The sequence below is a fragment of the Mycobacterium sp. 1482292.6 genome (genome assembly GCF_001672995.1).
Classification (GTDB): Bacteria; Actinomycetota; Actinomycetes; order Mycobacteriales; family Mycobacteriaceae; genus Mycobacterium; species Mycobacterium europaeum_A.
Window position 1 is genome coordinate 1 of sequence record NZ_LZKV01000183.1, and the last position, 16,099, is coordinate 16,099.

The following is a 16,099-nucleotide window of genomic DNA, read 5'->3' on the forward strand; positions in this document are numbered from 1 at the left end:
TCGAGGTGCACCGCGCGCTGGGCACCCACCCGGGCGGCATCCACGTCGAGATCACCGGCGAGAACGTCACCGAGTGTCTGGATGGCGCGCAAGACATTTCGGACACCGACCTGGTCGGGCGCTACGAGAAGGCCTGCGACCCGCGGCTCAACAGCCAGCAGTCGCTGGAGCTGGCCTTCCTGGTCGCCGAAATGCTGCGGAGGGATGGCAGTAACGGCGTTGGGCCGCAGCCGGATAAGTCTCAAGGCCTCGCAGACAACCGTCGCTGTAACGGGACATAATGAGTGCGGTGCTTCGTTGACACGCGCCGAAAACTTTTCTCACCGTGTGGCAATAATTTAGCCAGCAGTATGGTCTAATTTGTGGTGATGTCGAGTGTTAATACCGTCGAGACGCGGGGCCGCCCTCGGCTGCGAACGGACGACGAGATCCTGCGCGCAGCCCTCATGGCCTTCGCTGAATACGGCTACGAAGGCATGTCGTTACGTACGTTGAACTCTGAACTGGGATTAAGCCGCGGGACCATCAACCAAAGATTCCAGTCGAAGGAACAACTGTGGTACGCCGCCGTAGACCACGGTTTTCAGGCGCTTGCCAACGACATCGCGGCTGAATTGCCTAACGACCCGGCCCCCGACGACGACCTGAGCCAACTTCAGACGTTCATCCGCGCATTTTTGCGCGCCTCGGCACGCCGTCCGGAGCTCGTCCGATTGATGAACCAGGAGGGGCTGCACTCGACCAGTCGTCTCGACCACGTCGTGTCGTGTTGCGTCATGCCGACCATCGAGGAGCCGATGCGCGTGCTGGATCGGATGGCGGCAGCGGGTCTAGCCCGGCGAGTGTCGGGACGTACGCTCATGTTCCTCGTCGCGCATGGGGCAGCAGCGCCGTTCACGTTGGGTCCCCTCTCCGATAAATTCGACTCCCTCGACGGTCCTCTCGACCCGACCGAGCATGTCGATCTCGTCACGGAGATACTTATTGGCGGGATCACAGCGTGAGCAGCAGGCCATAACGGAGCGCTGTTACCCAGCCGGTGCCGCTATGCCGGCGTTTGGTGTCCGAGCGACCCGGAAAACGATCTAGTGACCCCTGCTCGCTAGGGGTTGAGTCTCGGTCAACAAGATTGTTTCCATGCAGGAGCGTTCCACCGAGCGAACCCCTCCGGCGCTGCCGAGGCGGTCGGGCAGGCGGCCACCCGATTCTCTCGTGATCCATCCGAATCAACTGCATCCCAACATCATTGACCGTCGTATCCGACAACGAGTCCGAGGAGATCGGCGCTGTGGCCGACACGCTGCCCGAACGCGCTGCATAGGCCCGCCAGCACAAACTCAGCCATATCGGGTTTTTCGAAACGCTCCTGGCTGACGAAGTTTCACGGCGCGAATCCCGTTCCGCGGCACTACGAGCGGCAAAAGTCGAACTAGACTCGAGCACGCGTTTCGACACCTGGACTACCCAGGACGACCTGCGCTATGGCCGCACCCTGCTCGGCGACCTGACCTCGTTGCGATTCCTCGAAGCAGGCCAGTCCGCGATCATCCTCGGACCCGCCGGCTTCGGCAAGACACATCTAGCAACGGCATTGGGGCACATGGCAATATGTCGCCGCAACACCGTACTGTTCGGCCGCGCCGACGAACCGTTCACGCCGCTACGCGCCGCCCGCCTCGACAAACACCGTCGACGCCGAGATCCGCCGACTGGCCGCCATTGACGTCCTCATCATCGACGACTTCACGCTGCGGCGCCTCGACGGCACCGAAACCAGCGACTTCTACGAAATCGTCGTCGAACGCCACCGCCCACACCCTTGTCATCGAAGGACCGTCCTACCGCCAACCCACCCGCGCCGACCGCTTGACCCAGACCACACCGAGGAGCATCGTCAATAACGCGCCCACGGTGGCCCCGTTCCCCCTGGCAAGCGACGAACCCGATGCTGGCCGTGAGCGCCTGTCGTGTGGCCCGCTCCTACCGCGCATGTCCGTAGTACGCCAGTTCCCAGAATGCCTCTTTCTGCTCCGTATAGATGATTTGACCGCCTTCGGAGTGGACAAACGTCGCTGTGCCCGTGAAGCGCAGTAACGCACCGTCGTAGTTCCTCGCGCGCGCCTTCTCGAGTTCGGCACCGTCCATGAAGTCGATAAATTTAATGTGCAGAAAGTCTTTCTCCCGCCGAAATGTGACACTATAGCGACTTTCCCCATCTTGATACTCGTAGAAAATTGTGTTGGCAACTGGCTTCCCCGTATCCGGATCGGTGTAAACGTCGGCCACCTTAAAGGTGACCTCTCCGGTATCTGTGAACTTATCTGCCAGTATCTGGCCTTTGCGTGTCACCAGAAATTCTTGAAATTCATGGTAGCCATACTCTTTCTCGGCCGTGATATTCGCGGCAAGCACCAGGTAATCTCCGAATTGGACGCGGGCCCAGTACCAGTCATGTATGAGCTTCGCCAGCGGGACTTCTGTCCAACCTCGGTCGATATAACCTGGCCCGTTTCCTTTCAGTTGCAAATCCTTCCCGCGTACGGTCACGCTCGCCTCCCCGAGGGGCACTGGTTGCGACGTTGCGAAGAAGTCTTCATCGTGCTCCCCGAAGAATATGTAGCCCGTCCCTGGCCTCCACGGCCGCACAGTACCTGTGAGCTGAACGTCGGCTACGAAATCATCTATCTCGACATGCACCTGATAAGAATTAAGATCTCCCCGGAAGTAGTTGGCGCCCATACGCACGTCGCATTTGTCCTTCGCAGCAAAAAATTCGCCTGCTGGAATCGCCTCTGTCTTTTCTGTGGTTGAACCGTCGGGCGATTTAAGGCTTACTGTCACTTCCGGGGTGAGTGGCAGATCGTGACTGACCCAGGGTTTTGTCTTCATAAATATCGCCAAAGTTGATCCGGCGACCTCCGCGTCGATATACCACCATTCAAAAGTACCGGGACTGCCATCGTTATGCGCACCGTCTTCCCAGGGCCGCATCCGCTCTCTCTCAAGGCCCAGCCTCTTATAGTCCTGCGGGGTCTGTCCGACCCGGGCGGGGAGAACGTGCGTCTTCTCAGTCATTATCTTTAACCTTCCGTTGTCGCTTCTTCATCGGTCTGTTCAGTGATGCCCGCGCATGCGATGACACCACTCGTGCGCCAGGCGCGACTAACGTCGTCATAGGCGGAATTTTCGACCGGTGCACCATCTAGCCGTTCACGGCGTGCGACCGCGATGCCGACGCTTTCTGTCGCGATGTGCGGCAGGTCGGGCCCAAGAGGCACGTCGTCGACCGAAGCCGTATGTGCTGAATCGAGACAACGGGACTAACGGAACACCAACGCATCTGCAGGAGGTTCGGCTTCTGCCTCTGCTAACCGCATGTTCGTCTCGAATCACACCACTAACGATAGACTATTACTCGCCAGGTGACAATAAATACTTCTGCGGCTTCCGGTGGGCGGCCGCGTTCGCCTGCTACACGGGCACCGCCCCCATGGCCGCCTGCTGAAGGCCAAACCCGTACGACAGAGCTACCAAAGACCCAGACTTAGCCAGTCACCGGCCACCGTCAATCACACATCTAGTCGGGGAGTTCGGGTTTGACCGCTGGTGAGGGTTGGTCGAATAGTGGGAGGTAGTACGGTCCGTAGCTGACCCATACCTGGTCTCCGGGTTTGAGATTTTTGCGGCCGATCAGCACTGACAGTTCTATGGTGCGGGGGTTACCTTGGTTGTCGGTGATTGTTGCCGTGCAACTGAAGTAGTCCGCGTTGGCCCTTTGGTCGTCGTAGCCGCTTTTGTCTTCTAGTAAAGGGGTGTTGGCGAAAACGACGCCGTTGCATGCGCTTAGACCTGAGAGTTTGCTTCGCTGGTTGATCTCCAACAGGTAGTGCCGATAGTTGGGATGAAGGGCTTCAACGCGTTGTTCGTCGGCCCGGCTGCGCAGCCACCCACCCATGTAGAAGCCCAGGATGTGACCATCGACTCCGCGCACGTCACCGATGGTTCGTTCCGGCCGGATGAACAGCCCGTACTGGCCGATCAGACCCTGCTCGTGGTCAGGCAGCGGATCGTGTTCGGTCACCTTTCGGGTCACGGTGCGCTGCGATAAAAAACTTGGGAGGGGTTGCGCGCCGGCACGGGAGTTTTCAATCAGCCGCGTCAGGTCGGCGCGCACCTCTTGGGCAAGGCTTTCCATCACCTGTTCTGCAGGGCTTTTCGGCCCCTGTTTCGCCGGGTTTTTCCTCACCGGTTTTGCGGGGTTGCTGGTCTTTGCAGGGGGGCCAGCCGTGTCCTGGAGCCCGATCTCGTGCGCATCAAAGTTCAGCTTCACCTTTTGCACACCCACCTCCGGGGCAACGTTGCCCTCGTGATCGGCGAAAATGTGGTGCACCCGATGCAGCGGATCTTCTGGATCGCGCAGCGGAAACAACAAATCATGACCCTCGATCGGATCGATCCGGGAAGAAGCGATCAGGCGGTGGATTTGGCCTAGCTCATCGCGTTTGGGCCGCCACTCCCACTCGTCGGTCTCGACGTTATACACCCACGGCTCGAGCTGCACATATGCATCGCTGGTCTGGTCGTGCGCACCGGTGTGTATCCAGGTAGGCGCCGGGCGCACCAGCGGCGGCAACTCGGGGTCGTTTCCTTCTTGCTTGGCCGCTACCGCAGTAGCATCCAAGCCTGGCGTGCTGACGATACTGGCCCGCCCGGGGCTGGGAGGGACAAATGGTGTCGGTGCCGGGGTGTCGTGCTGGCTCAGCCGCACCGGGGTGTGAGCGGGCGGGGCGCTGTCGTGGCCTGCCGCCACGATGGCGTCGTAGTGGTCATGACCGTTGTAGCTCACCTGCACGACCCGACCGCTGCCACTGGGCCCCACGTCTTGCACACCATTGGTCATGACGTTGCGCAGCCGCACGTTCAACGTGTGGGCCACCAGGGCCGGAAACATCTCGCCGTAGCTGGTGTTCCAGCCGGCGCTACCTGGCTGCCAGTCGTTCAACGCAGCGATGAGCCCGTGATGCTCTGCGGCTGTCAACGGGCGGTGTGCCCAGGTTTCGCGGGCGGTCCGGCCTAAACTCTCGGTATCCAGCTCGCCCACCGCCGGCAATGCCCGATGATTCTGCAAGTACTCAAACTGAGCCTGAATACCCAGCGCCTCCTCGGTCAGATTCCCCCACTGATCCACCTTGACTTCGTTTTGGGCCTGACTTCGCGCGGTCGCCGTGGCCGAAAGCATCGCCATTGGTGCCGGCCCGCTCCCAGCGTGCGCCGGCATTTCCTGGCTGAGTTCCCGGGTCCGCACATCGAGGTAGCGCGCACGCAACATCTGCGGGGACAACCACGCCGGATCCTGAACTTCCTCGATCCCGCCAGCGGCCAGCCACGCCACCACCTCCTGGCGGCTCGCGGAGTTCACGAAGCGTTCAACTGCGGCCATCTGCTCAGGGCTGCGCCGGTAGGGCTCCACAACGTCGGCCGGCAACCCCGCGGGATCGACTCTTTGCACCCAATCCACCACCATGCGATGCAACCCCTGCGCAGCACCCATGAGCGCAGGCCGACCAGACCCCTGAGCCGCGCGATCACCAGCACCGCCACGCCCAGCGCCCTCCCCTACCCCCAACTCGCCAAGAACATCGGCCCGCGTCGACAACGACCCCAAACCAGCCGGCCAATGCCGCGGCGACATACCCACCAACACCGCATACAACAAACACCACCCATCCCCAGGCACCCGCACCACCACCGGACCACCCGCCGCCGGCCCATCCGCCGCCGCCGAAGCGCCCCTCACCCCCGGCGATGCCTGTCCAGCCGCGCTGACCACCTCGGCCCCCATCCCATCCCTGATGAGGCTGTAGCGGGTTTTGCCGACTCGCAACCTGACTGCGCCCAGTTTTGTGGTGCCGGCGGCGTCATAAACGGTGACGACATCATCAGCGACGTGCACCTGCACCCGTTCACGCTTGTGAGGCTTGCCCACATAAACCGTGTTTTTCTGCTTTACGGTCATCTGCGCCGAATCCATCGACATCGTGCTCACAATGATGGTGCCCTTGTCCTCGACGGCGAGCGTCCTGTTTGACGGGTCGTGCAGCGTGTGGTAGCGCACGTCTTCCTTCAGAGTGACTTTGCCCAGCGGGTTGTCGGCGGCGTCATAGACGCTGACGTCATCACCCACGATGTCCACGCGCACCTTTGCACCCCTGCGGCGGTTGCCGACATGAATAATGCTGTTCTGGTGCACCGTCGTCTGCGTCGACTTCATCGTCTTCGTGGCCAGAACGATGTTGCCGTCGCCGCCGACGGTGAGGATCCTGGTTGACATATCGCGCACGGTGTAGCTGGTTTTGTCGGGTTGCACCGTGACTCGGCCCAGCATGGTGTTGCTGGCGTCGTAAATGGTGACGACATCACCAGCGGCGTGCACCCGCACCCGCTCACTGGCATGAGCCCTGCCGATGGTAATCTGGATTTGCTGCTTTAGGTTCAACCCCTTCATCACTTTGATGGTGCCCCGTTTGCCGACGGTCTTGTATGACATGTGGCCGATGGCGGGGGTGGTGGGGTGCTGCTCGTTGGTTGCCCGCTCGTCCGCGGGTGCAGGGGTGCCTTGGTCCTCGCGGGCTCCTGCGTGGTCCGGCCGAACCCTCCTACCTGTGTCGTTTGTGTCGTCTGTTTCGGGTCGGGTGCGCTTACGTTTAGGGGCGGGGCGAGTACCCAGCACACCATGACCAACCGTGCTGAGCGCAGCGATGCTGGGCCGCGCGATGCTGCGCTGCGGGGTTAACCAGGAACGGCTAGCACCGACACCCGCATCAGCGACGTTCGTCGCCGCTACGCCGAGTTGGCTGGTCGCGACACGCTCAATGAGCCACAGATGACGTGGCCGCAAACCACCGCCAGCGTGGACGTCATCGCTCATGACGCTGCCATCGCCTCGGTGAACCCCGGTGTTGGTGGCGTGTCGCAAAAAGACCCGGCGGGCGTCTTGCGACTCGTCCGGCACACCCAAGTAATGCAGAATTTCGTGCGCAAGCACACCCGGAAGCATCTGCGGGTTCCAATGGGTTTGATCGCTGCCAGTTGCGGCCACCTCAATGCTGGTGTGCGCCTCAGCGGGGCTGGTCACAAACTGCACGTCCACATGGAACTGGTCACCGCTGGGCAGGCGAAAACCCTGATTGGCCAGCTGATCTATCCCGGCCCGCGCATTGGCTTGAACCTCGGCAAGGGTGCCTGCGCTCACCCCGTCGGCTGCCCTGAGGTGAATCCTGAGCCGGTATACCTGAACAAACCTGCCGTCCCCGACCCCGATGCGCTGCCAGTCATAGCGGATCACCCCCCGATACCACCCAATCCGGCCCGGCGTGCTGTCCGCTGCGACATCGGCCACCACCGCGTCCACCGTGTAGGCAGGTGCTGCTTCAAGCTTGGCCGTCCACCTGTCGGGCAAAACCCGGTCCTGAGGCTCAAACCACGGCGCCGAGCCCGCCAAACTATGCCGCCACGACTCATCAGCAAGCACGTCCTTACCGCCCCGCAACCCCACCCAAGCCTCACGTAACGGCGGCGCCCCCCCACCGCGCACCCGACTCGCTGCCCCCAAGCGCAGCGGCGGGGGCGGCGGCGCGACAGGCACGCCAAGAGCAGCCTCGGGCAATGATCGCCCGGGCAGCGCCGTGTTTTCCACCACCTGCCTCACCGGCGTGGCCATGCCCCCAGAGTCACGCACCCCAGACTCGACACCAGGGCCGGTGCGCCGGCGGCCAAGATCAGCACCCGCAACTGGGGGGTGTTCTCTGCGCAAGGCATCGGCATCCATGCGCTGTTTGCCCTTGCCCGTCGATAAGGTCGGCACCGCACGGTCATCCGGGCGGCTGCGCCAGCCCACGTGCTGCTCACCGGACAGCAGCCCAAGTGCTTCGGACACGCTGTGCGCAGCGCTGGGCGGCCCCTCCCCCGGACCCGAAGACCGAAAGCCCTGGCTGCTGTGAACGCCGCCCCCCGCCCCCCCGCGCAGCCGGCCCACGTGTCCGGTTTTGATAAATTCAGCGACCCGCCGAGCCAGCTGTGTCGGGTTGTCATGGCGCCAGGCCTGCAGTTCAGGGTTATCGAGGGCCTCAACGATTCGGGCCGTCGCAGTGGGCAGCACGTCTGCTAGCTCTCGGGCTACCTCGTCAACCAGCACCTGAGTCTGCGGATCAACAACTGCTGGTGGCCGCGGTTGGGGAGCCGTGCGCACGACCGGCCCGCGCGGGCCACCAACGCCATGGCTGCGGCGTTGCACGTGCACCGTGAAACGGCCGGGATCAATATTGCGCAACTCAAGATCTATCAACACCGGAAGCACGACGTTAGCTGTTAGATCGCGAGCCTGTTCCACATCGTGCGGCTGATCATCAACGGCGATTACCAGCTCGATCGGCCCTTGCTGCGCCGCCTCGACTGCCAAAGCCACAGTGCGGTCCACCACCTGCTCCGGTAACACCCTTCCCGCACCCACCGTCCACAACGCCGACTCGTCCGCACCCGGCACGCCCATCACCGCATCGAGGCGCGCCGATCGGCTCGTACCGGCATCCGGCTGGCGAGAGCTCGACGGCTGCGATGACGGCTCTTGCTGGGCCGATCCAGCTAGAGCTGCGGCCCGGTTCTCACCGCTGAGGTCTGCGTCGCGCCGCCTGCGCTTCTGCGGCGGGCCTGCATCACCCGACCCACCACCACCCATCACCCCTAGGTTTTCGGCGGCTCGCTTCTTAGCAGCTCGCTCTCTCATGGCGCGGCGGTGGGCTTTCCGCGTGCTGGGCGAGGGACCCGATCCCCGCTCACCGCGCGGTCGAGTCGACCCACCCCCACCAGAAGGCCCGGCCGCAGAATAGACGTGGCCTGCTGACGGTGCCACATACCCGTAGGGCACCACGCCGAAAGAGGCGAACCGGTCCACCAGACCCGCGGGCACCGCGATCTGACCGTCACGGATCTGACTAATCACCAACATCTCGGCGTGATTGGGCTCCACCGGGGCCGGCGCCAGCGCCTCCCACCGCGCCACCATCGCTTCCAACTCGCTCGCACTGGGCTGATCACCGCCAGCGCGTCGACCACCGTGCGACCCCACCACAGCATCACCGACAGTGGGCCCGCCCTCGCGCGGGGATCCCAACCGCCATGATGCGGCCTGGCCCCCCGACACCTCAGACACCGCGTCCGGCCACGACGTGCCAGTTGCCCGGCGGGTCTCACCAGCAGGGCTTGCGTCGCGCCGCTTGCGCTTCGGCCGCCCGCCTCGGCCCGGATCACCCGACCCGTCACCACCCATCGCCTCTGGGCTTTCAGCGGCTCGCGTTGACTTGGCCTGGTATCTCAGGTTCTGTGCCGCCAGATACCGCTTATAGCTGGCCAGAAGCTCGTCGTCAGGCGGATAGAGGTCGTCGTGCCACTCTGGCGGCTTCCGACTCAGTCCCTCTTTGTACGCGTACTTCATTTGCCCTAGCCGGAGAGTTCTTTTCCACTCCTTCGCACGTTCGAGCAAGCGTTGCCGCTCCAGGTCTTCGCTATTGGTCTGCGATCCCTCGGGGGCATCGCTGCGCGGTGGCGGCCTCCCCGGCCCAGCAGGCTCTGCGTTGCGCCGCTTGCGCTTCGGCCGCCCGCCTCGGCCCGGCTCACCCGACCCGTCACCACCCACCGCCTCTGGGTTTCCAGCGGCTCGCTTTGACCTGGTGCGCTGGGTGTAGTTCCGCACAGCCGCCCTACGCCTCTCGTACTGGTCCAGAAGCTCGTCGTCAGACGGGTAGAGGTCGTCGTCCCAATTTGGCGGCTCCTTCCTCAGTCCATAGTCGTACGCGAGCTGCATTTGCCCTAACCGTCGCGTTTTTTTCCAGTTCTTCGCACGTTCGAGCAAGCGTTGCCGCTCCAGGTCTTCGCTATTCGTCTGCGATCCGCCGGCGGCGTCGCTGCGCGGTCGCGGCTTCCCCGGGCCAGCCGGGTCTGCGTTGCGCCGCTTGCGCTTCGGCCGCCCGGCTGGGGCCGGGTCACCCGACCCGTCACCACCCGTCGCCCTTGGGTTTTCAGCGGCTCGCTTTGACCTGGCGTGGTATCTCAGGTTCTCCGCCTCCCGATACCGCTTGTACCTGGCCAGAAGCACATCGTCAGGCGGATACTCCGCCACCAGGTTTGGCTCCCGACCCGTTCTGAGCGTGTACCACCGCCGGCGGGCGTCCACTTTCTTATCGTGCCAATTCCGGGCACGCCGAAGCAGGTCTTGCCGGTCCTTGACATTGGTCCGCGATCCGTCGTGGGCGTTGCTGTGCGGCGTCCCGCCCCGTTCCGCTGGGGGCGACGCAACCTCAGCAGGACGGGCGGCCATACCGGCCCGCACGGGTTCGGCCGGCGATCCTTGCGGCCCTTCGACGGCAAACTGATGTGTCGCCGGTGTCATCCCCGGGTCAAAGCCTGACCACTCCTCGGGCGCCAAAGCCCCCGGTGGAAGATGACTAGCACCTGGGAGCGCCGACTGCCCGTCTTCGCCGGGGTACCACGCATCGTGCGGCCAGTCCGCGCGCTGCTCGACCACCGGCCCCAAACCGGGGTGTGATGAAACCGATCCCCGCTCACCGGGCGGTCGAGTCGACCCACCCCCACCAGATGTCCCGGCCGCAGAATAGACATGGCCTGCTGACGGCGCCACATACCCGTAGGGCACCACGCCGAAAGAGCCGAACCGGTCCACCAGATCCGCAGGCACCGCGATTTGACCGTCACGGATCTGATTAATCACCAGGATCTCGGCGTAATTGGGCTCCACCGGGGCCGGCGCCAGCGCCTCCCACCGCGCCACCATCGCTTCCAACTCGCTCGCACTGGGCTGATCACCGCCAGCGCGTCGACCACCACGCGACCCCCCCACAGCATCACCGGCATCACCGGCAGCGGGCCCACCCCCACCCGATTGACCAGCACCGCCGCGATCGGATTGATCGCTTAGAAGTGCGCGAGATATCAACTCCGCTCGATGCTCAAGGCTGCCCCACTGGTCAAAGAGCGCCAGGTCGGCATGCGCACGGCCGATCACATGCGCGCCGACGTCGGACAATCCGGGTGTTCGGCGCACTCGTGTGATGAGAGCGTCAATCTCAGCGCGTCCTGGCGATGGCGGCGCGGTCGATAGTGCTGTAACGATCCGCTCAACTCGATGGGTCAGGTTGCTCCACCGGTCAAACGGTGCCAGTGTGGCGTGAACGCGCGCGATTGCGTGCGCGCTGACCTGGGCTAAGGCGGGGAACTGCCGCACGCTGCGGATCAGGTAGTCCGCCTCCCGGTCGGTCGGTGGCCGCGCCGCAGCGGGACGGAAGGGTAATTGTCCTCCCAGTCCGCGGTAAAGCTGCTCGAGGCGCGCTGCCGATCGAGCATCGTCATAGCGCCTGCCCAATAGTCGGCTCAGGCCATATTCGGCGACAAACTCTCGGGCATGGTCTTGCGCGTAGCGGCTGACCGTGTCTACGAGCCTGAGATCGCGCGGCAGCAAGGCCGTAAACTCCGCGTCCACATACAGCGCCGGCTGGTAACCGAAGTGGACCCAGTGCATTAACTCACGCAGCACCGTCCCCAACGCGACGTCCTCCATGAGGCTGTCGACGCCGTCGGAATGAGCGGCAGGGCGTCCGGGAGGGTGTGCGGCGATTGCCCTCGAGCTGATGACCATTGTGTCCGGCGTCCGAAACCACGCCACGGTGTTCGCGGGCATATCTTCATGTATCGGGGTGGGCGTGATATTTATGCGCTCTTCGCCAGCGCCGTTCATAGTGAGGTGCACCGCTAGGTTGCGGAGGTAGCGCGGCAGGAACACATTAAGGTTCGCCGGGAGGGCGTAACGTGCCGCGTGCAACATCTCGAGGGCGCGCAGTATCAACTCTTGACGCGGCCCAGCCAGTGGATCGCTTTCGGAGAAGAAAAACGACACCCGTACGTTGTGCCGCGTCTCTTCCAGGACGCTGAGCGCGCCGAGGTTGTTGTCGGTCTGGCTGCTGGGGTCAGGGCGTTCGAGGTAGGTACGCAACTCTGGGAACTCGGTCAACAACAAGGGGTTGCTCTCGATCAGGTGACGCAGCCGATCGTCGCCGGTACCCACCACAGTGACCCCCGCTTGGACCCTAATCAGCTCCAACTCGCCTTCGAGGTCAAACTGGGCCCGGTCAACAAAATCCGCGACGGCGTCGTCAGTCAGTTCGCCACCATGTGTGCGGACGAAGTCGGTGAGGTGCCGGTAAGCGGGCTGATCAAGGTCATTGGGGTCCACATGTTCACGGGTGACAAGACCAGCTAGCCGCGGGGAAATTTGCTGGTAGGCGCTGCGACGGTCGGGTGGCCACACAGTGAATGCGGGATCATCTAGGGCCTCGGAGTGCCCGGAGGGCCCGGCGTGCGCGCTGCTGGCCTCAGCTCCTAGCGGCTGCCGTCCCGGCTCGCCCAGCGCGGTGTCCGGCCACGAATCGCGCTGGTCGCTGGGAGGCCGACTGCCCCCGCGAAGTCCGATCCGAGGCTGGCCATAAACGACAAGATTGGCGAGCTGGTCAGCCACCGCCGCCCGGGAACCATTGCTGCGCAAATCGTCAGGTAGTTGCCCGTAGGCCCTTGTGATGACGTCATCGAGGCCGTCTACATCAAACCCGAACTCGACCACGCGGCTCTTTGCACTCGCCAGTACATAGTCAGCGTCCAGGCGACTAGCCTCGACGAATCCGTGCCAAGCATCGTAGGGCGTGGTGCGCGGACCCATCCACACAGCAGACTCCGAAGACCTTTCTGAGTCCGATGTCGGTTGGGCCCACGCGCGGCTCTCACCGCCCTGGGAAACGGTATCCCCGACCCCGGTCGGGTCGACATCGCTTGCACGCTGGTCAAATCCACTCCGCTGCCCACGGCTGCCCGCGGGTAGTTGTCCAGCTGAAGCGCTGTCGGTGTCGCTTGCCAGGACATCCAAATGGCGTTGCGCGCTCCCGGATCCCGCATCGGCGGCAGCGTACTGCGGTTCGGGCCCGCGATCGTGTTCAGCCGCCAAATCTGATGACCCAGAATCGGTGGCCTCTGAATCCGACGCGGTGCTTGAAGCATCTAGGTCATCGTCTGCGGCGCCATCCCTGAGCCGCAGGGCCTCAACGCTGGGGCGGGTCCACCAGATCATGGCCTGCTGGGCGCGCTGGGGCACCCCAGGGGATTTGCTGGCGGCGATTCTGTTTCCCCGGCTGCTCGCCGCATGCCAGCTGATGTTCTCCTCACCGGCCAGGCCGAGCAAGTGCCGGCGTACCGAAGCGGCCCGGTCCATCCCGGCGTTACTGAAATACCGCGCACCGCCGCCTTCCACGCGCACCTCAACCCGTTGCCGCTCGGCGAGGTCGCGCAAGTGACCAGCCAAAATGTTCATGGCCTCTGTCGGGGCCTGTAACTGCCGCTGGCGCGGCGCGAAGTCGACGGCCACATACGACCAGCGACCCAAGGGCGCCTCCGGTCCACGCGCCCGCCGCACGGCCTCAATGACCAACTGCGCTTGCACCGGCAGACTACGCCAGCGCTCAGACAACCCCAATGCGGCCTGCGCAAAAGCCACCTCGTTGCGCCCAATCCCCGACAACCACCGCCCGCGACGCACCTGGTCAGCCAAAAAGTTCAGCTGGTCATCGGTAATCGCCGGCGGCAATCCAGGCCCAACACCATCCCGGTGCAACGGGCCGCCCAACACCCGATCCAGCTCAGCCAGCCTCCGGGCTATGCCAGGGTTGTAGTGCTGGCCCACAAGCTCACCCAGGCGGTACTCGGCCACAAACTCATACGGGTTTGTGGCCGCATACGGACTGACCGCCCCCGCCAACTCACCCGCCGCAGGCAAAAATTCAGTTTCGGTCAGATCAGCAAACAACCGGGGCACGTAACTGGCGTGCCGCCAATGCATCAGCTCATGCAGCACGACGCCCAGGGCCGGATCGAAAATGTGGTCAGTGGGTATGCCGATACCTGCCGGCATGTACGTGCCGGACGACAACACAGTAGGGTCGGCCAAAGCGGTGACCATGATTGACCCAGGTGGAACGGCCCGAGCGAAGGTCCCCTCGTAAAGGAACTCGCTGGGTACCGCTTTGCTGCGGATTCGCGGTGCGGTGTGCCCATCGGTGCCTGGGGCGCCACGGACTCTGAGCATGCGGTGATAGCGCGGCAAGTAAACGTCGAGCGAGGCCGGTAGTTGATAACCGGCGTTGGCCAACACCGACAACGCCCTCAACACCAGCTCTCGTCGCGCGTTCACCGTGGAATCGCGGCCGAAGGTGTGCATCCTGACCTGCACCCCGCGATGGTTCACCTGCTCAACGCTCATCGGTAAGTTGCGGTCAAAGCGGATCCCAGCGCCCACGCGCGCCAGCTCTGGACCACCTGTTAAGACATTGAGATCGCCGCCGGGGCGCTCCAGGTAGCTCCACACCTCCGGATACTTGGAGGACCAAACGTGATGGTGGCGTCGCAGCGTCGCATCATCCACACCCTCGACGCGCACCCCGGCGTGTCCTTGCAGCGCCGCCAGCATTTCGTGCCAATCGGATCGTTGCACCTCCAAATAGTGGGCTACTCCTCGGGAGCTCAACTGTCCGTCGCTGCGGCGAGGCAAGTCGATCAGATGCCGCACGTGGTTATCCGACAGCTCGTTATCTGCTAACCGCACCCGCTGCACCAAACCAGACAAGCCTGGCGGCAGCCCTTGGTAAGCGGTGCGCGCATCAACCACCGGTGCGTCGCTGCTGCTGGAGTGGGGGTTAGGCTCTCGCGTCGGCCGCGAACCGCTCAAGTGCCGCGGGCGAGAAGCCCCCCCTTGGATCCTTCCCGCTGGGGAGCGAACGCCCCCGTGGCCGGTGTAGCCGCTTGCCGGCCCTGCCGCGCGATCAGCCCCATCCCCGGGATTTCTGACCGCGGGCTGCGGCGACGACACGCCGCGATCCGCTAGCCGGTCAGGACCATCGCCGGCGGTCAGACGTAGCGCCACTACGTCGGAATCAGGCAACGGTGCTGATCGAGCCGGGTCAGCACCGGCTGCGCTGTTCGGCCCGGTGTCGTCGACGCCACCGACAGTGTCGGCGCCAGGCGACCGGGTGGTATCAGGGCCGGCGAGGCCCGCGCCGAATGCAGCTCGGGTTCCATCTGCTACCGAACGCTCGGGCGGTAAGTGCGTCGCGTGACTGTTCGGCGGGGCGGTCTCGGCGGTGTGGCCGGCGGTGGGCAACCCGGGGTCGCGGCTGGCCCGAACCGGTGTGACGGGCAGCGCGGTGATGCCATCCATCGGCTGGTAGCGCGGAGCAGAAGAAGGACCGGCTTCCGAGTCGACATGCCCCCGCGAGGGCGGCACATACGCATAAGGCAGCACGCCTTGGGCCACGAACCGCCCGACCAGATCCGAAGGCAGCACAACCTCACCTTTTTGCACCCGACGGATCAACTCGTAGTTACCCGGATCCAAGCCGGCGGTCTGGTAATCAGAGAGTCGCGACTCCAACCGCTGCAGCAGGCTTTCAAGCGCGTGCCGACCCGGCTGCCCGCGCCCGCTTCCCGAACTGCTGCCCCCGGGAAGCCGGGCATCAAAACGACTCGGCGACGCGGGGGTGACAAACGGTTCTGCCGGTGCGACCCCGGGCGTTGCTAGATGCCCCGGCGGCCGTAAGGCACTCGGCCCGCCGCCAGCACCCTGGCTGTGGTTCTCTTCTGAATCGTTATCACCGCCACCCCGGAACACAATCGACCCACCCCGTTCGGTTGCGTCCTCCGGCGGCGTGGAAGGCGTGAGCGTTGCTGTCCATCGGATCACGACGCCCTGAGAATGCTGGGAGGGCGGGGCGGCGCTGGGATCACCTTCTGCGCGGGACGGTTCCTGGACGCTTATCGCCGACGCATCAAGCAGCCCACCCAGGTGCTCGCGCACCAAGGTGGCCCTTTGGGGGTCGGCGCCCTCGATCCACACCTCGACCTGGCGGCCGCTGTCGGCGAGGTTGCGCAGATGATCGGCCAGCGCCCCCATGTCCGGCATCGCCGATTCCAGGTCGCGCCGCCCCGGGTCAAC

At 64.0% G+C, this 16,099-nt stretch carries 5 protein-coding genes and 1 pseudogene; 3 read left to right on the forward strand and 3 right to left on the reverse strand.

Annotated features, from left to right (window positions below; translation table 11 throughout):
* From A5624_RS17840 to A5624_RS29120, 3 genes and pseudogenes are all read left to right on the forward strand, one after another.
* A pseudogene (locus A5624_RS17840) lies at positions 1–200 on the forward strand (3-deoxy-7-phosphoheptulonate synthase); the annotation flags it as partial.
* 168 nt (positions 201–368) lie between these two features.
* The gene (locus A5624_RS17845) at positions 369–1,004 is read left to right on the forward strand and encodes a TetR/AcrR family transcriptional regulator (RefSeq protein ID WP_066868729.1); all 636 of its coding nucleotides are present in this window, start codon (positions 369–371) and stop codon (positions 1,002–1,004) included.
* A 362-nt stretch (positions 1,005–1,366) separates the two neighbouring features.
* A complete protein-coding gene (locus A5624_RS29120) occupies positions 1,367–1,723 on the forward strand; it encodes an ATP-binding protein (RefSeq protein ID WP_232002276.1) in 357 nt (118 codons plus the stop codon).
* On the opposite strand, the gene A5624_RS29125 is transcribed toward A5624_RS29120, so the two are convergent.
* The 3 genes from A5624_RS29125 to A5624_RS28665 form a co-directional block, all read right to left on the reverse strand.
* Positions 1,653–1,808, reverse strand: a complete 156-nt coding sequence (locus A5624_RS29125) for a hypothetical protein (RefSeq protein WP_232002274.1) — start codon at positions 1,806–1,808, stop codon at positions 1,653–1,655. The two genes, A5624_RS29120 and A5624_RS29125, sit on opposite strands and share 71 nt — an antisense overlap.
* 172 nt (positions 1,809–1,980) lie before the next feature.
* On the reverse strand, positions 1,981–3,075 hold the full coding sequence (locus A5624_RS17850) for a hypothetical protein (protein ID WP_066868731.1): 1,095 nt from the start codon (positions 3,073–3,075) through the stop codon (positions 1,981–1,983).
* A 502-nt stretch (positions 3,076–3,577) separates the two neighbouring features.
* Complete coding sequence (locus A5624_RS28665; RefSeq protein WP_232002275.1) at positions 3,578–16,066, reverse strand: hypothetical protein; 12,489 nt, start codon at positions 16,064–16,066, stop codon at positions 3,578–3,580.
* Positions 16,067–16,099 lie beyond the last annotated feature (33 nt).

Coding starts and splice junctions, on each gene's coding strand:
- A5624_RS17845 (WP_066868729.1), top strand. CDS start 369: ATGTCGAGTGTTAATACCGTCGAGACGCGGGGCCGCCCTCGGCTGCGA.
- A5624_RS17850 (WP_066868731.1), bottom strand. CDS start 3,075: ATGACTGAGAAGACGCACGTTCTCCCCGCCCGGGTCGGACAGACCCCG.
- A5624_RS28665 (WP_232002275.1), bottom strand. CDS start 16,066: ATGCCGGACATGGGGGCGCTGGCCGATCATCTGCGCAACCTCGCCGAC.